This window comes from Burkholderia sp. SJZ089 (assembly GCF_007828315.1).
Taxonomy (GTDB): Bacteria; Pseudomonadota; Gammaproteobacteria; order Burkholderiales; family Burkholderiaceae; genus Burkholderia; species Burkholderia gladioli.
In genome coordinates, this window is record NZ_VIUM01000005.1 from 415,687 (window position 1) to 432,508 (window position 16,822).

Sequence of the window (16,822 nt, forward strand, 5' to 3'; positions counted from 1 at the left end):
TTCTCGCGCGCCCAAAACGAAGCGCCGCGGCCTTTCGGCTCGCGGCGCTTCGTTTTTGCGGAGCGAGGCGGCGGCGTGCCGCCTCGTGCCGGGATCAGAACACGCGGTGCCCGACCCACCAGCCGGCCGCGGCGATCAGCGCCGAGGCCGGGATCGTCAGCACCCAGGCCCAGATGATATTGCCGGCCACGCCCCAGCGCACAGCCGAGAGCTTGCGGGTGGCACCCACCCCGACGATCGCGCCGGTGATGGTATGCGTGGTGGAGACCGGGATCCCCATCCAGGACGCAGAGAACAGCGTCAGCGCGCCACCCAGCTCGGCGCAGAAACCACCGACCGGCTTGAGCTTGGTGATCTTCTGCCCCATCGTGCGCACGATCCGCCAGCCGCCGAACAGCGTGCCCAGGCCCATCGACAGGTAGCAGGCGGCGATCACCCAGACCGGCGGCGCATCGGCCGTGGTCGAGGCATAGCCGGTGGCGATCAGCAGCATCCAGATCATGCCGATGGTCTTCTGCGCGTCGTTGCCGCCGTGACCCAGGCTGTAGAGCCCGGCCGACACCAATTGCAGGCGCCGGAAGCGCCGGTCGACCTTGCTGGGCGGCGTACGGAAATACAGCCATGACACGCCGAGCATGAACAACGAGCCGAGCACGAAGCCGAGCAGCGGCGAGATGAAGATGAAGGCGACCGTCTTCATCAGCCCGTCGAGGTTCAGCGAGCCCCAGCCCGACTTGGCCACCGCCGCGCCGACCAGGCCGCCGATCAGCGCATGCGAGGAGCTCGAGGGGATGCCGTAGTACCAGGTGATGATGTTCCAGCCGATGGCGCCCACCAGCGCGCCGAACACCACGTAGTGATCGACGATGGAGGGATCGATGGTGCCCTTGCCGACCGTCTGCGCGACCTTCAGGTGGAACACGAAATAGGCGATGACGTTGAACATCGCGGCGAAGGCGACGGCCTGTTGCGGCTTGAGCACGCCGGTCGACACGACGGTGGCGATCGAGTTCGCCGCGTCGTGGAAACCGTTCATGAAGTCGAACACGAGCGCGACCAGTACCAGCGTCGCGACGGCCCAGATGGCGAGTTGTATCGAATGCATCGTGTCGGGCTCAGGCGTTTTCCAGCACGATGCCTTCGATGATGTTCGCGACGTCCTCGCACTTGTCGGTGATCTCCTCGAGCAGCTCGTAGACCGCCTTCAGCTTGATCAGGTTCTTGACGTCGTTTTCCTCGCGGAACAGCTTGGACATGGCCGAGCGCAGCACGCGATCCGCCTCCGACTCCCAGCGATCGATTTCCTCGCAGGCCTTGAGGATCCGCGCCGACTGCTTCATGTCGGACAGCAGCGCCACGGCGGCCTGCACGTGCTGGGCCGATTCGAGCACGATGTGCGCGAGCTGGCTGGCCTCGGACGTGACGGCACGCACGTCGTACAGCGACACGGCCGTGGCGACGTCCTCCATCAGGTCGAGGATGTCGTCCATGGTGGTGATCAGCTTGTGGATTTCGTCGCGGTCGAGCGGCGTGATGAAGGTCTTGTGCAGCAGGTCGATCGCTTCATGGGTGAGCTTGTCGGCGGATTTTTCCGCGGACTGGACCTTCTGCTTGTGGATCTCGGCATCGGCGAGATTGTCGATCAGCAATTCGAGCTCGCGGCCGCCGGCCACGATGAAGTTCGCGTGCGAATTGAAGATTTCGAAAAACTTGCCCTCGGTGGGCATGAATCGACCGAACATGAATTTTCCGGGTGTTTGTCAAATGACTGTCATAAAAAGCGGCGTCATTGTACCGTTTCCCGGAAATACGGATGAAGCGATCGCCTGGGCTGCGACGAGATACAACGCTTCGCGGCCCAGGGCTTTACAAGCGGGGCTTAGTCGCTCTGGAAATGCTGCGAACCGGCAAAATTATCGAACTTCGTGTAAGGCCCCAGGAACGTGAGCCGAACCGAGCCGATCGGGCCGTTACGCTGCTTGCCGATGATGATCTCGGCGGTGCCCTTGTCGGGGCTGTCCGGGTTGTACACTTCGTCGCGGTAGATGAACAGGATCACGTCCGCATCCTGTTCGATTGCGCCCGATTCGCGCAAGTCGGACATCACCGGGCGCTTGTTGGGCCGCTGCTCCAGGCCGCGGTTGAGCTGCGAGAGCGCGATCACCGGCACGTCGAGTTCCTTGGCCAGACTCTTCAGCGACCGCGAGATTTCGGAGATTTCCGTGGCCCGGTTCTCGCCCTGCGAGGAACCCGTCATCAGCTGCAGGTAGTCGACCACGATCAGGCCGAGCTTGCCGCATTGTCGCGCCAGGCGTCGCGCACGCGAGCGCAGCTCCATCGGGTTCAGGCCGCCGGTCTCGTCGATGAAGAGCTGCGCCTCGCTCATCTTCTGCACCGCGTGCGTGAGCTTCGGCCAATCCTCGTCGGTCAGCCGCCCGGTGCGCATGCGATGCTGGTCGAGCCGCCCGACCGAGCCGAGCATACGCATCACCAGCTGGCTGCCCGGCATTTCCATCGAGAACACCGCCACCGGCAGGCCGTATTCAACGGCCACGTATTCGCCGATGTTCATCGAGAAGGCGGTGTTGTGCGTGACGACGTAGTCGTCCGTGATATACAGCCGGGTCGGATGCGAGACCGAGATGCACTGCGTTTGCGTGACACGGGTCGGCTCGATCGAGACGATCACCGGCATCTTGCGCCGCGTGCGACCTGCAGCCAGGCGCTCGCGCTTGCCCTCGAACAGGAACAGGCTCTGCGGATCAGGGTGGCTGATGGTGCAGACATAGGCCGTCACGCCGTCGCAACGCTCGCCCTGACAGGTATGGGCGGTCGCCTTCTCGCCGATCGAGCACCAGGCGCCGAGCGAACGCGCCAGTTCGCAGACGTCGCGCGCCAGTTGCGGGCTCGCCGTCGAATAACGGACCGTGCCCCAGGACTCGACCCAGCCGTCGGTATCGAGCAGGCCGCGCAGCAGGTCCAGGCGCACCGATTTCTCGGCGTCCAGGTAGGCGCGCGGAATGAACTTGTCACGGCTCGTGCAGCCCCACAGGCCCAGCGCCTCGAGCGCCTCCTCGAGCGGATCGACGGGCGGCCGCTCGATCTCGCCGCCGGCTGCCCGGCGCTCGATGCGCCAATCGTATTGGCCGCCGTGCTCGAGTTCGAGGCAGGCGTCGACGCGCTCGCGCATCCGCGCCAGGGTCGCCTCGGCCTTCACGATGAAGCGCACTGCCGTGCCGCCCGGCGCGCCGTCGCCGAGCAAGGCGCCCAGCACCCAGCCATCGACCGGCAAGGGCTCGGCGCGCCCGAATTCCCCTTCGTGCAGGTCGATCCACAGCCGGTTGCGATAGCGCTGGCGCGCCAGCAGGCTGCGGATCTCGGCCGTGTTCAGCACGCGCGGCTTGTCCCAGCCGCGGTAATGGACGCGCCAGAGGTGCTCGTCGCAGCACTCGGTCGAGCGGCCGTCGGAGAAGCGCACGCGATGCACCTGGCGTTCGCCCTGCGGATAACGGCCGGTGACGAAGGAAGGCCTGCCGTCGATCGAGGCGAGCATGTCGCCCACCCGCAATTCGCCCATCGCCTTCCAGCCGGTCAATGTCTTGACGCGGGCATCGAGCGGCTGCGCCTTGCCCATCGACGGCCGGCCGGCCACGATGATCAATTCCCCGCCATGCATCCCCGAGGTCATCCGGTCCAGGTCGACAAAACCGGTCGGCGTGCCGGTCACGTCGCTCGGATTGGCCGTGTGATACAGCGTGTCGATCCGCTCCACCACCTGGGTCAGCAGCGGCCCGATCTCCAGGAAGCCCTGGGTGCCGCGCGCGCCGTCCTCGGCGATCGAGAACACCTTCGACTCGGCCTCGTCGAGCAGTTGGCGGATTTCCTTGCCCTGCGGATTGAAGGCGTCGGCGGAAATCTCGTCGGCCACCGACACCAGCCGGCGCAGCACCGCGCGATCGCGCACGATTTCCGCGTAGCGACGGATATTGGCCGCGCTCGGCGTGTTCTGCGCCAGCGCGTTCAGGTAGGCCAGGCCGCCCACGTCGTCGGCCTTGCCGGCCGTGACCAGCGCCTCGTAGACAGTCACCACGTCGGCCGGGCGCGTGCCGGCAATCAGCCGGCCGATGTGCTCGTAGATCAGCCGGTGATCGTAGCGGTAGAAATCCTGTTGCGACAGAAAGTCGGCGATGCGGTCCCAGGCTGCGTTGTCGAGCAGGAGGCCGCCCAGCACCGATTGCTCGGCCTCGACCGAGTGCGGCGGGACTTTCAGCGATTCGAGTTGGGGATCTTGCGGCGCGTTCATGGCTTGGGATTATCGCGAAATGCGAGGGGGGGCGCCAGCGTCGGGCGGATGAAATGCGGCGGAAAACAAAAAAGGCAGGGCCGGTTTCCCGGACCCTGCCCTTTCACGGCGCGGGGCGATGGAGGCTGCCCGCGCCTGAACGACGTGACGCTTAGGCGTGGTCGCCGATCACGTTGATCGTGACGTCGACGACGACGTCCGTGTGCAGCGCGACTTGCACGCCGTGCTCGCCGATCATCTTCAGCGGGCCTTCCGGCAGGCGCACTTGCGCCTTCTCGACGTCGTAGCCTGCCTTCTTGAGCAGTTCGGCGATGTCGCCGTTCGTCACCGAGCCGAACAGACGGCCGTCGACGCCCGACTTCTGCGTGATCTCGAACGACTGGCCAGCCAGCTTCTCGCCGATGGCCTGCGAGGCGGCCAGCTTCTCGGCGGCGACCTTCTCGAGTTCCGCGCGGCGGACTTCGAATTCAGCGATCGCGTCCTTGGTCGCGCGGCGAGCCTTGCGATTCGGGATCAGGAAGTTGCGTGCGTAGCCGTCCTTGACCTTGACGATGTCGCCGAGGTTGCCCAGGTTCGCGACTTTTTCCAACAGAATGATTTGCATTCGAATTCTCCTTATTGCGTCGCTGGCCTTAGGCCTTGTGCTGATCCGTGTACGGCAGCAGCGCGAGGAAACGCGCACGCTTGATTGCCGTGTCGAGCTGGCGCTGGTAGTGCGCCTTGGTACCCGTCAGACGCGCCGGCGTGATCTTGCCGTTTTCGCCGATGAAGTCCTTCAGCGTTTCCGTGTCCTTGTAGTCGATCTGCTCGACGCCGGCTGCCGTGAAGCGGCAGAACTTCTTGCGCTTGAAGAGCGGGTTTTGTTGCTGACGACGCTTGTCGAATTTCTTGCCAGTGGGACGGGGCATGATTCAGTCCTTTCCTATGTCCTGCAATGCTGTGATGTGAAACACCAGGGTTCGCGCGTTGCGGCTCTTTTTCGCCAGGAAACCGGTGAAGAGCGTCTCGACGCCCATCTCGCAGGCTTCCAGCTTGCCGCTGGCCTCGCCGGCCGCCATCGCCTCGATCGTCATTTCGACCTGTCGGCGGATGCCTGCCTCGACGACCTCCGTGCGGTGTTGCAAGGTGCAGCTCGCGATCGGAACGCCGGCGGGGGTGTAGCGCACCACCTGTCGCTCGACGACGCTTGCCGTCAGTTGCAGCCTGTTCACGGGGTTGACGCGATCCTTGGTGGCTTGACCTTGTGAGTCTTAAGCCTGCGCTTCGGTCGGCTGGGCAGCAGCCGCCTTCTTGGCTTCTTCGCGCTGAACTTCCTTCATCATCGGCGACGGGCCGGTTTCGGCCTTCTTCATCTTGACGATGAGGTGACGCAGCACCGCGTCGTTGAACTTGAACGCGTGTTCGAGTTCGTCGAGCGTAGCCTGGTCGCACTCGATGTTCAGGCAGACGTAGTGAGCCTTGGCGAGTTTCTCGATCATGTAGGCCAGTTGACGACGGCCCCAGTCCTCGACGCGGTGGATCTGGCCGCCGCGCGTGGTGATCGTGGACTTGTAACGCTCGATCATGGCGGGCACTTGCTCGCTCTGATCGGGGTGCACGATAAAGACGATTTCGTAATGACGCATACACACTCCTTGTGGATTGAAGCCACCCGGGCGTCGGAACCGGTGTGGCAAGTGAGAAGCCGAAGATCATAACCCGAATGAGGGACGCACGCAATGGTTTCCCTGCTTTCGTGGCGCGAATCGGCCATGTTTTCAACGACTTGAGGTTCCTGGCCCGCTCTGGGCCCGCTACCGGGCCGCCGATCCGGCCCCGAACCGCCGCCTCAGGGCATGCCGCCCCAGTAGCCGGGCCGCGCATAGACCTCGCGCAGGTAGTCGATGAAGTAGCGCACGCGGGCCGGGACGTAGCGCTGCTGCGGGTAGACCGCGAGGATGTCGTAGTCCGGCAGCGCGAATTCGTCGAGCACGGTCTCCAGCTCGCCGGTCTCGAGCTGGCGCGCGATCTCCCAGGTCGAGCGCCAGCCCAGCCCGCGCCCTTCCGAGGCCCAGCGGTGCAGCAGCTCGCCGTCGTTGCAGTCGAGATTGCCGGCCACGCGGATCGTCACCAGCTTGCCGTTGCGCCGGAAATACCAGCCGCGGTTCTGGCCCCCTTGCAGGTTGAAGGCCAGGCAGTTGTGGCGCAGCAGGTCGTCGAGCGACTTCGGGCGGCCATGGCGGCGGAAATACTCGGGCGTGCCGCACACCACGCGGCGATTGGTGGCCAGCTTGACCGCCACGAAGTTCGGGTCGACCGCGCCGCCGATCCGGATCGACAGGTCGTAACCCTCGCGCACCAGATCGACCACGCGGTCGGTCAGGTTGAAGGACAGTTGCAGGTCCGGCTTGTCGGCGATGAACTCCGGCGCGAGCGGCGCGACGTGCTTGCGGCCGAAGGCGGCCGGCGCCGACACGATCAGGTGCCCGTTGACGGCGCGGCGCCCGGCCGCCAGCTCGTTCTCGGCCTGGTCCCAGTCGCCCAGCAGGCCGCGGCAGCGCTCCAGGAAGGCCGCGCCTTCCTCGCTGACCACCAGCCGCCGCGTCGAGCGGTACATCAGCTTCACGCCCAGGCGCTTTTCCAGCGCGTCGATGCGCCGGCCCAGCACCACCGGCGAGACGCCTTCCTCCAGCGCCGCCGCGGCCAGGCTGCCGGCATCGGCCACCTTCACGAAGGTTTCGATCTGCTTGAAGCGGTCCATGCGCCTGCCTGCCTCCTTGTGCCTCGAAGCACCGCCGCGCCTGGGCGCAGCCGCGATTCGATACTTTTAGTTTCGAAATAAGCGACGAGAGCCGATCTTATCAAAGCTTTCACGCAACCATAAAGTGTCTCCGACTACGTGATCCGCCATTCCCAAGGAGACATGCATGGCCAAGATGAGAGCCGTCGACGCCGCCGTCCTGGTGCTCGAGAAGGAAGGCATCCAGACCGCCTTCGGCGTTCCCGGTGCCGCCATCAACCCGTTCTACTCGGCGCTGCGCCGCTCGGGCGCGATCGGCCACGTGCTGGCGCGGCACGTGGAAGGCGCCTCGCACATGGCCGAGGGCTACACGCGCGCCGCGCCCGGCAATATCGGCGTGTGCATCGGCACCTCGGGGCCGGCCGGCACCGACATGATCACCGGCCTCTACTCGGCCTGGGCCGATTCGATCCCGATCCTCGCGATCACCGGCCAGGCGCCGCGCGCGCGGCTCTACAAGGAAGACTTCCAGGCGGTCGACATCGAATCGATCGCCAAGCCGGTCACCAAGTGGGCGGTCACGGTGCGCGAGCCGGCCCTGGTGCCGCGCGTGTTCCAGCAGGCCTTCCACCTGATGCGCTCGGGCCGCCCGGGCCCGGTGCTGGTCGACCTGCCGATCGACGTGCAGCTGGCCGAGATCGAGTTCGACATCGACACCTACGAGCCGCTGCCGGTCTACAAGCCCAAGGCCACGCGCAAGCAGGCCGAGGCCGCGATCGCGATGCTGGCGGCGGCCGAGCGGCCGCTGATCGTGTCCGGCGGCGGGGTGCTGAACGCGGTGGCGGAGGACCTGCTGGTCGAGTTCGCCGAGACGGTCGGCGTGCCGGTGATCCCGACCCTGATGTCCTGGGGCGCGATTGCCGACGACCATCCGCTGATGGCGGGCATGGTCGGCCTGCAGACCTCGCATCGCTACGGCAACGCCACCCTGCTCGCCTCGGACTTCGTGCTCGGCATCGGCAACCGCTGGGCCAACCGCCATACCGGCAGCGTCGAGGTCTACACCAAGGGCCGCAAGTTCGTGCACGTCGATATCGAGCCGACCCAGATCGGCCGCGTGTTCGGCCCCGATCTCGGCATCGTCTCGGATGCGAAGGCCGCGCTCGAGCTGTTCATCGAGGTGGCCCGCGAATGGAAGGCGGCCGGCAAGCTCCCGGCGCGCGACGCCTGGGTGGCCGAGTGCCAGGAACGCAAGCGCACGCTGCAGCGCAAGACCCACTTCGACGAGGTGCCGGTCAAGCCGCAGCGCGTCTACGAGGAGATGAACAAGGCCTTCGGCCGCGATACCTGCTACGTCAGCACCATCGGCCTGTCGCAGATCGCCGGCGCACAGTTCCTGCATGTGTACCAGGCGCGCAACTGGATCAACTGCGGCCAGGCCGGCCCGCTGGGCTGGACCATCCCCGCCGCGCTGGGCGTGCGCGCGGCCGACCCGTCGCGCCCGATCGTGGCGCTCTCGGGCGACTACGACTTCCAGTTCCTGATCGAGGAGCTGGCGGTGGGCGCGCAGTTCAAGCTGCCTTACGTGCACGTGGTGGTCAACAACGCCTACCTCGGGCTGATCCGCCAGGCACAGCGCGCCTTCGACATGGACTACTGCGTGCAGCTCGCCTTCGAGAACATCAACGCGCCCGAGCTCGGCAGCTACGGCGTCGACCACGTCGCGGTGGCCGAGGGCCTCGGCTGCAAGGCGCTGCGCGTGTCGAAGCCCGAGCAGATCGCGCCGGCCTTCGAGCAGGCCAAGCAGTTGCTCGCCGAGTTCGGCGTGCCGGTGGTGGTCGAGGTGATCCTGGAGCGCGTCACCAATATCGCGATGGGCGCCGAGATCGACGCGATCAACGAGTTCGAGCCGCTGGCCGAACGCGCCGAACATGCGCCGACCGCGATCACGCTGCTCGACTGAGCGTGCCCCGCGGCGCGCGGCGGCCTGATCCAGCCCGCCGCGCGCCTGCTTCCCCAACCCAGCTGACCGACCGGATTCCATCGCCATGCCGAAATTCGCCGCCAACCTGACCATGCTGTTTACCGAGCTGCCCTTCCCCGACCGCTTCCAGGCGGCCGCCGAGGCCGGCTTCGACGCCGTCGAGTTCCTGTTCCCCTATCCCTACGACAAGGCCGAGCTGGCCGAGCGGCTCGCGGCCAACCGGCTCAGGCTGGTGCTGCACAACCTGCCGGCCGGCAACTGGGAACAGGGCGAGCGCGGCATCGCCTGCCTGCCCGATCGCCGCGCGGAATTCGAGGACGGCGTGGGCCGCGCGATCGACTACGCGAAGGCGCTGCAGGTGCCGCAGCTGAACTGCCTGGTGGGGATTCCCTCGGCCAGCGCGCCGCGCGACACCACCCTGGTGACGATCGTCGAGAACCTGCGTTTCGCCGCGCGCGCGCTGCAGCAGGAAGGCATCCGCCTGCTGGTGGAGCCCTGCAACCATTTCGACATCCCGGGTTTCGCGCTGAACCGCTCGTCGGAAGCGCTCGACGTGATCCGCGCGGTGGGCTCCGACAACCTGTTCCTGCAGTACGACGTCTATCACATGCAGCGCATGGAGGGCGAACTCGCGGCCACGCTGCGCGCGAACCTGCCGTCGATCGCGCACGTCCAGCTCGCCGACAATCCCGGCCGCCACGAGCCCGGCACTGGCGAGATCCGCTACGACTACCTGTTCGCGCTGCTCGACGAACTCGGCTACGACGGCTACGTCGGCTGCGAGTACAAGCCGCTCAAGGGCACGCGCGAAGGCCTCGGCTGGCTGCGCGAGGCCAAGCAGCGCAGCGCCGAATACGCCTGAGCCCCACCCATCCCTCATTCAGGAGACATCCACACATGGCAACGATCGGTTTCATCGGCCTCGGCATCATGGGCTCGCACATGGCCCGCAACCTGCTGAAGGCCGGCCACTCGCTGGTGGTCAACGGCGCCTTCCCGATCCCCGACGACCTGCGCGAGCGTACCCGCGTGGTGGCCAATTCGAGCGCGGTGGCCGACAGCGCCGAGATCATCATCTCGATGGTTCCGGACACGCCCGACGTGCGCAACGTGCTGTTCGCCGAGGACGGCGTGGCCAAGGGGCTGACGGCCGGCAAGCTGGTGATCGACATGAGCTCGATCTCGCCGCTCGACACGCAGGAATTCGCCAGGCAGATCAACGCGCTCGGCTGCGACTACCTCGATGCGCCCGTCTCGGGCGGCGAGGTGGGCGCGCGCGACGCGACGCTGACCATCATGGTCGGCGGCCCGGAGCAAGCCTTCGAACGCGCCCGGCCGCTGTTCGAGGCGATGGGCAGGAACATCTCGCTGGTCGGCGACAACGGCGCGGGCCAGACCACCAAGGTCGCCAACCAGATCATCGTCGCGCTGAACCTGGAGGCGGTGGCCGAGGCGCTGCTGTTCGCGGCGCGCTCGGGCGCCGATCCGGAACGCGTGCGCCGCGCCCTGATGGGCGGCTTCGCGGCCTCGCGGATCCTGGAACTGCACGGCGAACGGATGACCAAGCGCACCTTCGACCCCGGCTTTCGCATCGAACTGCACCAGAAGGACCTGAACCTCGCGCTCGACGGCGCGCGCCGCCTCGGCCTGGCGCTGCCGCACACCGCCAGCGCCCAGCAGTTGTTCAGCGTATGCGCCGCGCATGGCGGCAAGGCCTGGGATCACTCGGCGATCGTGCGCGCGCTCGAGATCATGTCGAACCTCGAGATCGCCGAGGCGAAATAAACCGAGGAGAAGCGCCGGGGACAATCCCGAGGCAGGCGCGAGACACGGGGGGCCACGCCGCCCGAACCGTGGGGCGCCCGCCGGATCCAGCGATCCGGCGGGCGGTTTGAAGGCCGCTCTGGGCTGAGAGCGGCTGGTGGGGTCCGCAGCGGCACCCGGCGACGCCGGGGAAGCCTTGGTCGGTCAGACGTCGTCGTCGGGTGTCCGCCTGTCGGATCCGCATCCTCAAGCAGTCCGTAGCAAGCGGGCGGCACGCGCCGCCCCTGCCTGATCTCCCTGCGCATCATGAAAAAACGGGCCGAGCGGCCCGTTTGCTTTTCGCGACGAAGCCGCGCCCGGTCTCAATACGTATCGAAGGCCGCCTGCAGGCGCGCCGCGTCGTCAATGCCGGCCGCCAGCGCCAGCATCAGCAGCACGCGCGCCTTGAACGGGTTCAGCGAGCCGGCGCTGACGAAGCCGAGCGCCTCGTCGTTGGCCGCGCCGTTGCGCATCACGTGGCCCGAGCCGACGCGCGAGGCGCGCACCACCGCCACGCCGCGGCGTGCCGCCTCCTGCAGCGCGGCCTGCAGCGTGGCATGGATCGAACCGTTGCCGGTGCCCGCCACCACGATGCCCTTCACGCCGGCGGCCACCAGCGCATCGACGCCGATGCGCGAAGCCCCCGCGTAGCTGCTGACGATCTCCACCGCCGGCCAAGCGCCGATACTGAAGCGCGGCGCGCTGGCCGCATCGCGCACGATACCGCGCGCGAACTCCACGCGGCCGTCCTGCACCCAGCCGAGCACCCCGGTCTCGGGCGACTGGAAGGCGTCGACGGCATAGGTGCTGGTCTTCACCACGTCGCGCGCGGCGTGGATCTTGTTGTTGAACGCGACCAGCACGCCGCGGCCGCGCGCAGCCGCGCTGGCCGCGACCGTCACCGCGTTCAGCAGGTTCAGCGGGCCGTCCGGCGAAAGCGCGGTGGCCGGGCGCATCGCCGCCGTGATCACCACCGGCTTGGGGGTCGCCACGCACAGATGCAGCAGCGCGGCGGTTTCCTCCAGCGTGTCGGTGCCGTGCGTGATCACGATGCCGTCGATGCGCGGATCGGCGGCCAGCGCCTCGATGCGCTGCACCAGGGTGGCCCACAGCGCCGGCTCGAGATCCTTGCTGTCGATGCTGGCCACCTGCTCGCCCTCGATCTGCGCGACGCGCGCCAGCGCCGGCACGGCGTCGAGCAGCGAGGCGAGGCCCAGGGCGCCCGCCTGGTAGCCGGCGGTGTTGGTGGCGTCGGGCGCGGCGCCGGCGATGGTGCCGCCGGTGGCCAGGACTGCGATGCGCGGCAGCGTGGCCGGCGCGGCCGGAGAGGTGGGGGGCGAAGTCGTATGTGTCATGGCCGCGATTGTAATCGCACTGAATCGCCGCCGGCCACACTCGGGCGCGCCGACTTCGGCAGGCGGCCCGCGTCAACGCCCCGGCCGCCCCGCGCGTTAGTGCGGAGGTAGTTCTGGTGTTTTCGAGGCGATTTGCCATAATGGCCCGGCGATCGTCGCAGCCGCGCGTCGCAAGGTGTCAACGACAGGGCCAATTACCCAACGGGAGTGTCCAATGAAAATCCGATCGCTGATGGCCGTGCTGCTGCTCGGCGGCATGCTGGCTTCACCCGCCTTCGCCGCGAACAGCCAGCAGGACAAGATGAAGGCCTGCAACACGCAGGCGGCCGGCAAGTCCGGCGACGAGCGCAAGGCCTTCATGAAGGACTGCCTGTCCGCCAAGCCGGCCGGCAAGATGTCGCAACAGGACAAGATGAAGGCCTGCAACACGCAGGCGACGGGCAAGAAGGGCGACGATCGCAAGGCCTTCATGAAAAGCTGCCTGTCGAACCAGCCGGCGGCCTGACGCTCCACCGCCCGCACCACGATGCCGCGCCCTGCTGCTCGCAGGCGCGGCATTTTTCTTTGGACCACGCCGTCGCGCGTCCACCAAGCCGCCCTGCCCGGCCGGCACCGTCGCCGGCTCGATTTTCTCCTATGATGGATGGGCGCCACGCGGCCCCGCCGTGCCCGCTTTCCCCCGGCCCCCGCGTCGCCCATCCCGCCACGCCCGCGCATCGAACGGGCAAGCCTGGAGACAAGCATGGCAAGCACGAGCAGACGTCGTCGCTGGATCCGTCGCTGGTTGATCGTGGTGGTGTTCTGGGCCGTGCCGGTCGCGATCGTCGCGGTGCGCGAGATTCAGGACGAATCGGCCTACAACCGCGCCGAACTCGAACGCGCGCTCGACACCTGGCAGCTCGGCGATGCGCAGCAGGCCGCCGGCCTCGCCACGCGTTGCCGCGGCACGCCCGATGACGCCCGCGCGGCCGGCTGCCCGGCCGAGGTGCTGGCCGCCAATGCCGCGCGCCGGCAGGACGCGCGGGCCGACTACGCGATGCGACGCCATACGCTGGCCATCTACCTGCTGCATGCGCTGATCGGCTACTGGGTGGCACCGGCCGCGTTGCTGCTCGCCTGCGGCGCGCTGATCGGCCTGTTGCGGCGCGCGCTGGGCCGCGCCCCGGCGCCGCCCGTCGATCCCCCCGCGCCCGCGCATTAAGCACGCTCCATGTTGCGGCGCATTCAAACGCCGGCCGCCGAAATCCTCGCGCCGGCCCGCCGTGAAGGCCCGTGACAGGCCCTTCCCCAGCCTTTTCAGCGGCAATCGGAATTCACTGATTCAATTCGGAAAATGGCAATTTAAAGAATTTCAACGATTTGACGCTTTTTTACTTAAATGCCGAAAAAAGTCGCAGATCGCTGTGATATAACTCCGGACGCATTGCCCAGTTTTGGCGGGACGACCCTCAAGACCACACCTGATGGAGAAGGAGAAAAACGATGCAAAAACGCAATCTCGTGTTGAAAGCCGCCGCCGCGCTCATCGTCGGCAGCCTCGCGCTCACCGGCTGCACCACCACGCCGGACAAGCCCGACAGCGCGTCGACCAACGCATCGAAGCGCCAGGCGATCGACGCCAGCGTGAACGCCACGCTCTCGCGCCTCTATTCGACCGTGCCGGGCTCGCGTGAGCTGGCCGCCAAATCACGCGGCATCCTGGTGTTCCCGAGCGTGCTGCAGGCCGGCTTCATCGTCGGCGCGCAGACCGGCAACGGGGCGCTGCGCGTGGGCGGCAGCACGATCGGCTACTTCAACACCTCCTCGCTGTCGGTCGGCCTGCAGGCCGGCGCGCAATCCAAGGCGGTGGTGTTCCTGTTCATGACGCAGGACGCGCTCGACAAGTTCCGCGCCACCGACGGCTGGTCGGCCGGCGCCGACGCCTCGGTCGCGCTGGTGAAGATGGGCGCGAACGGCGCGATCGATTCGAACACGGCCACCGCGCCGGTCGAGGTGATCGTGCTGACCAACGCCGGCCTGATGGGCGACGTGTCGATCAACGGCACCAAGGTCACCAAGCTGGACCTGTAAGGCAGGCGGCAAGGCTGCGCGGCCTCTGCCAGGGCCGCGCAACCGCGGACATGAAAAAGGCGCCTCGCGAGAGGCGCCTTTTTTGCCATGCGGCGGCCGGATCGAATCCTCAGGTGGCCGAATCGATGACCTTGAAGCGCGAGCGCTTCTGCGCGCGGATCAGCGCCTGGTAGACGTCGACATACTGCTGGGCCATGCGCCGCGAGGTGAAGCGCTCCTCGAAGCGCTGCCGCACGCGCGTGCGCGAGAGCGTCGAGAGGCGGTTCACGGCCGCCACCGCGCCGATCTCGTCCTCCACGATGAAGCCCGTCAGCCCCTCCTCGATCACCTCGGGCACCGCGCCACGATTGAAGGCGATCACCGGCGTGCCGCAGGCCATCGCCTCGATCATCACCAGGCCAAAGGGCTCGGGCCAGTCGATCGGGAACAGCAGCGCATGCGCGCCGGACAGGAATTCGGCCTTCTGCTCGTCGGCGATCTCGCCGATGAACTCCACGTGCGGCAGCGCGAACAGCGGCTTGATGCGGCGCTCGAAATACTCCTCGTCGGCCGCGTCGATCTTGGCGGCGATGCGGATCGGCAGGCCGCAGCGCTCGGCGATCCGGATCGCGCGATCGACACGCTTTTCCGGCGAGATCCGGCCCAGGAAGGCGAGGTAGCGCTGCTCCACCGGCTGCGGTGTGTAGAGCGTGTCGGGCAGGCCGTGCAGTACCGTGGTCAGCCAGTTGGCGCGCGGCAGCGGCTGGCGCTGCGAATTCGAGATCGAGACCACCGGCGCGGTATTGAACAGGTCGAACACCGGCTGCTGCTCGAGCAGGTCCAGGCGCCCATGCAGCGTGGTGAGGAACGGCGTGGGCTGGCGCTGGAATACCGAGAACGAGTAGTAGTCCATGTGGAAATGCAGCACGTCGAACTCGGCGGCGCGGCGCGCCACGCGCTCCATCAGCAGCATGTGCGGCGCCACGCGATCGCGGATCGACACGTCCAGGCGCATCGCGCGCGGCCATACCGCGTCGAGCTTGGCCTTGGTGTGCGAGTCCCCGCTCGCGAACAGCGTCACGTCGTGCCCCAGGTCGACCAGCGCCTCGGTGATGTAGGACACGACACGCTCGGTGCCGCCGTAGAGCTTCGGCGGCACCGATTCCGTCAGAGGCGCGATCTGAGCAATCTTCATCGTTATGTTCTCCAGGAACGCCCATGGGCCGCGGCACAAATCCACGCTACCGCTAATCCGACATTATTCGCGATCCACCTCGAGGGTGGCAGGGAGATTGCATTTTCTGGACCTTGTTACAGCGCGGATACATTCGGTTTCGGCAAGACTTACCGCGTCGCAACATGGCTTGCCTCCCCGCCTCGCCCAGGCCGATTTCCGCTCAACGCGCGGGCCATTTCCAGGCCGGCCGGTCGAGCTGCTCGTCGTCGACGCGCGTCTCGCCGAGCCGCTTGTCGAGCACCAGCGACAAACTGCCGGCCTCGCGCTCCAGCGTGGAAACCAGGCGCGCCGCATGCGAGACCACGATCACCTGCGAGCGCGCCGCCGCGCGGGCAATCAGGCGCCCCAGCGCCGGCAGCAGGTCCGGATGCAGGCTGGTTTCCGGTTCGTTGAGCACCAGCAGGGCCGGCGGGCGCGGCGTCAGCAGCGCGGCGGCCAGCAGCAGGTAGCGCAGCGTGCCGTCCGAGAGTTCGGCCACGCCGAGCGCGCGCAGCAAGCCCGGCTGCTGCATGGTCACCTCGAAGCGGCCACGCCCGCCGCTCTCGACGGCCAGGCGCGCGCCCGGGAAGGCGTCGTCGATGGTCGCGTCGAGCGCCTCGGCGTCGCCGATCTCGCGGATCGTCTGCAGCGCGGCGGCCAGGTCGGCGCCGTCGTCTGCCAGCACCGGCGTATGCGTGCCGACCTGCGCCTGGCGGGCCGGCGCGCCGGCATCGGTGCGGAAATGGTCGTAGAAGCGCCAGGAGCGGATTCGCTCGCGCATCGCGATCATCTCGGGCGCGCCGGAAGGATCGACGAATTCGGTCAGCATGCTGTCGAACGAGGCGACCGGCTGCGGCACGCTGCGCCAGTCGCCGGCTGCATCGCGGGTGCGGATCTGCGCGCCGTGCCGCTCGACCAGCAGCGTCGAGGGCCGCAGCAGGGCGCCGCTCCACAGGCATTCGCGCTTGATCACCGGATCGAGGCCGAAGGCCGAATCGGAGACGATCGGCAGGCCCAGGTCGATGGCATAGCCGAAATCCTCGCAGGCGAAGCCGAGCTTGAGCGAGACGGGATCCTTGCGCGCCAGCGGCTGGACCGGCACCTCGCCCGCCAGCATCGCGCGCGAGAAGCGCTCGGGGCCCGCCCACAAGGTCGAGGCCAGGCCACCCTCGCGCGCCAGCGAGGGAATCGCGCGCCCCTGGGCGGTATCGGCCAGCAGGCGCAGCGCGCGGTAGACGCTGGACTTGCCGCTGCCGTTCGGGCCCGTCACCACGTTGAGCCCGGCCAGCGGCACGATGAAGTCGCGCAGCGAGCGGTAGTTGGCGACCGCCAGCGCGGTCAGCGGCGGCATCGAGGGGCCGGCGCCCGGCTTCGGATCGGTCATGCGGGGCTC

Annotated in this window: 17 protein-coding genes; 6 read left to right on the plus strand and 11 right to left on the minus strand. The window is 67.4% G+C overall.

Features of this window, described 5'->3' with window-relative positions; genetic code table 11:
- Positions 1 to 94: 94 nt before the first annotated feature.
- The 8 genes from FB600_RS12220 to FB600_RS12265 all read right to left on the minus strand — a co-directional run bounded on the left by FB600_RS12220 (position 95) and on the right by FB600_RS12265 (position 7,043).
- Positions 95 to 1,105, minus strand: a complete 1,011-nt coding sequence (locus FB600_RS12220; protein WP_047836527.1) for an inorganic phosphate transporter — start codon at positions 1,103 to 1,105, stop codon at positions 95 to 97.
- Between the two features lie 10 nt (positions 1,106 to 1,115).
- A complete protein-coding gene (locus FB600_RS12225; RefSeq protein ID WP_013698298.1) occupies positions 1,116 to 1,742 on the minus strand; it encodes a DUF47 domain-containing protein in 627 nt (208 codons plus the stop codon).
- A gap of 137 nt (positions 1,743 to 1,879) precedes the next feature.
- Positions 1,880 to 4,303: a replicative DNA helicase gene (gene dnaB, locus FB600_RS12235; protein WP_096748722.1), complete on the minus strand. Its 2,424-nt coding sequence runs from the start codon at positions 4,301 to 4,303 to the stop codon at positions 1,880 to 1,882.
- A gap of 151 nt (positions 4,304 to 4,454) precedes the next feature.
- Positions 4,455 to 4,907 (minus strand): 50S ribosomal protein L9, encoded by a 453-nt coding sequence (rplI, locus tag FB600_RS12245; RefSeq protein ID WP_036041092.1) that lies wholly within the window; start codon positions 4,905 to 4,907, stop codon positions 4,455 to 4,457.
- A 28-nt stretch (positions 4,908 to 4,935) separates the two neighbouring features.
- Positions 4,936 to 5,211, minus strand: a complete 276-nt coding sequence (rpsR, locus tag FB600_RS12250; RefSeq protein ID WP_006486248.1) for a 30S ribosomal protein S18 — start codon at positions 5,209 to 5,211, stop codon at positions 4,936 to 4,938.
- Between the two features lie 3 nt (positions 5,212 to 5,214).
- The gene (gene priB, locus FB600_RS12255; protein WP_145756768.1) at positions 5,215 to 5,514 is read right to left on the minus strand and encodes a primosomal replication protein N; all 300 of its coding nucleotides are present in this window, start codon (positions 5,512 to 5,514) and stop codon (positions 5,215 to 5,217) included.
- A 39-nt stretch (positions 5,515 to 5,553) separates the two neighbouring features.
- On the minus strand, positions 5,554 to 5,928 hold the full coding sequence (gene rpsF, locus FB600_RS12260) for a 30S ribosomal protein S6 (protein ID WP_013698302.1): 375 nt from the start codon (positions 5,926 to 5,928) through the stop codon (positions 5,554 to 5,556).
- 203 nt (positions 5,929 to 6,131) lie between these two features.
- Positions 6,132 to 7,043, minus strand: coding sequence for a LysR family transcriptional regulator (locus FB600_RS12265; protein WP_096748721.1), 912 nt, complete (start codon positions 7,041 to 7,043; stop codon positions 6,132 to 6,134).
- Between the two features lie 166 nt (positions 7,044 to 7,209).
- On the opposite strand from FB600_RS12265, the gene gcl reads away from it, so the two are divergent.
- From gcl to FB600_RS12280, 3 genes are all read left to right on the plus strand, one after another.
- Complete coding sequence (gene gcl / locus FB600_RS12270; RefSeq protein ID WP_145756767.1) at positions 7,210 to 8,985, plus strand: glyoxylate carboligase; 1,776 nt, start codon at positions 7,210 to 7,212, stop codon at positions 8,983 to 8,985.
- A gap of 85 nt (positions 8,986 to 9,070) precedes the next feature.
- On the plus strand, positions 9,071 to 9,868 hold the full coding sequence (gene hyi, locus FB600_RS12275; RefSeq protein WP_098181861.1) for a hydroxypyruvate isomerase: 798 nt from the start codon (positions 9,071 to 9,073) through the stop codon (positions 9,866 to 9,868).
- Between the two features lie 35 nt (positions 9,869 to 9,903).
- A complete protein-coding gene (locus FB600_RS12280; RefSeq protein ID WP_096748718.1) occupies positions 9,904 to 10,791 on the plus strand; it encodes a 2-hydroxy-3-oxopropionate reductase in 888 nt (295 codons plus the stop codon).
- Between the two features lie 341 nt (positions 10,792 to 11,132).
- Here the strand turns inward: FB600_RS12280 and FB600_RS12285 are convergent, their stop codons facing one another.
- Complete coding sequence (locus FB600_RS12285; RefSeq protein ID WP_098153934.1) at positions 11,133 to 12,164, minus strand: asparaginase; 1,032 nt, start codon at positions 12,162 to 12,164, stop codon at positions 11,133 to 11,135.
- A 214-nt stretch (positions 12,165 to 12,378) separates the two neighbouring features.
- On the opposite strand from FB600_RS12285, the gene FB600_RS12290 reads away from it, so the two are divergent.
- The 3 genes from FB600_RS12290 (at position 12,379) to FB600_RS12300 (ending at position 14,234) form a co-directional block, all read left to right on the plus strand.
- Positions 12,379 to 12,669, plus strand: coding sequence for a PsiF family protein (locus FB600_RS12290; protein WP_025097611.1), 291 nt, complete (start codon positions 12,379 to 12,381; stop codon positions 12,667 to 12,669).
- Positions 12,670 to 12,906: 237 nt separating this feature from the next.
- Positions 12,907 to 13,365, plus strand: coding sequence for a hypothetical protein (locus tag FB600_RS12295; RefSeq protein WP_096748716.1), 459 nt, complete (start codon positions 12,907 to 12,909; stop codon positions 13,363 to 13,365).
- 281 nt (positions 13,366 to 13,646) lie between these two features.
- On the plus strand, positions 13,647 to 14,234 hold the full coding sequence (locus FB600_RS12300) for a YSC84-related protein (protein ID WP_013698310.1): 588 nt from the start codon (positions 13,647 to 13,649) through the stop codon (positions 14,232 to 14,234).
- A gap of 109 nt (positions 14,235 to 14,343) precedes the next feature.
- Here FB600_RS12300 and FB600_RS12305 read toward each other — a convergent pair whose 3' ends face one another.
- Both FB600_RS12305 and FB600_RS12310 read right to left on the minus strand, forming a co-directional pair.
- Entirely contained in the window at positions 14,344 to 15,408 is a 1,065-nt protein-coding gene (locus FB600_RS12305; protein WP_036041100.1) for a glycosyltransferase family 4 protein, read from the minus strand.
- Positions 15,409 to 15,610: 202 nt separating this feature from the next.
- Positions 15,611 to 16,780, minus strand: coding sequence for an AAA family ATPase (locus FB600_RS12310; RefSeq protein ID WP_105819851.1), 1,170 nt, complete (start codon positions 16,778 to 16,780; stop codon positions 15,611 to 15,613).
- Between the last annotated feature and the right edge of the window lie 42 nt (positions 16,781 to 16,822).

Coding starts and splice junctions, on each gene's coding strand:
- FB600_RS12220 (WP_047836527.1), bottom strand. CDS start 1,105: ATGCATTCGATACAACTCGCCATCTGGGCCGTCGCGACGCTGGTACTG.
- FB600_RS12225 (WP_013698298.1), bottom strand. CDS start 1,742: ATGTTCGGTCGATTCATGCCCACCGAGGGCAAGTTTTTCGAAATCTTC.
- dnaB (WP_096748722.1), bottom strand. CDS start 4,303: ATGAACGCGCCGCAAGATCCCCAACTCGAATCGCTGAAAGTCCCGCCG.
- rplI (WP_036041092.1), bottom strand. CDS start 4,907: ATGCAAATCATTCTGTTGGAAAAAGTCGCGAACCTGGGCAACCTCGGC.
- rpsR (WP_006486248.1), bottom strand. CDS start 5,211: ATGCCCCGTCCCACTGGCAAGAAATTCGACAAGCGTCGTCAGCAACAA.
- rpsF (WP_013698302.1), bottom strand. CDS start 5,928: ATGCGTCATTACGAAATCGTCTTTATCGTGCACCCCGATCAGAGCGAG.
- FB600_RS12265 (WP_096748721.1), bottom strand. CDS start 7,043: ATGGACCGCTTCAAGCAGATCGAAACCTTCGTGAAGGTGGCCGATGCC.
- gcl (WP_145756767.1), top strand. CDS start 7,210: ATGGCCAAGATGAGAGCCGTCGACGCCGCCGTCCTGGTGCTCGAGAAG.
- hyi (WP_098181861.1), top strand. CDS start 9,071: ATGCCGAAATTCGCCGCCAACCTGACCATGCTGTTTACCGAGCTGCCC.
- FB600_RS12280 (WP_096748718.1), top strand. CDS start 9,904: ATGGCAACGATCGGTTTCATCGGCCTCGGCATCATGGGCTCGCACATG.
- FB600_RS12285 (WP_098153934.1), bottom strand. CDS start 12,164: ATGACACATACGACTTCGCCCCCCACCTCTCCGGCCGCGCCGGCCACG.
- FB600_RS12290 (WP_025097611.1), top strand. CDS start 12,379: ATGAAAATCCGATCGCTGATGGCCGTGCTGCTGCTCGGCGGCATGCTG.
- FB600_RS12295 (WP_096748716.1), top strand. CDS start 12,907: ATGGCAAGCACGAGCAGACGTCGTCGCTGGATCCGTCGCTGGTTGATC.
- FB600_RS12300 (WP_013698310.1), top strand. CDS start 13,647: ATGCAAAAACGCAATCTCGTGTTGAAAGCCGCCGCCGCGCTCATCGTC.
- FB600_RS12305 (WP_036041100.1), bottom strand. CDS start 15,408: ATGAAGATTGCTCAGATCGCGCCTCTGACGGAATCGGTGCCGCCGAAG.
- FB600_RS12310 (WP_105819851.1), bottom strand. CDS start 16,780: ATGCCGCCGCTGACCGCGCTGGCGGTCGCCAACTACCGCTCGCTGCGC.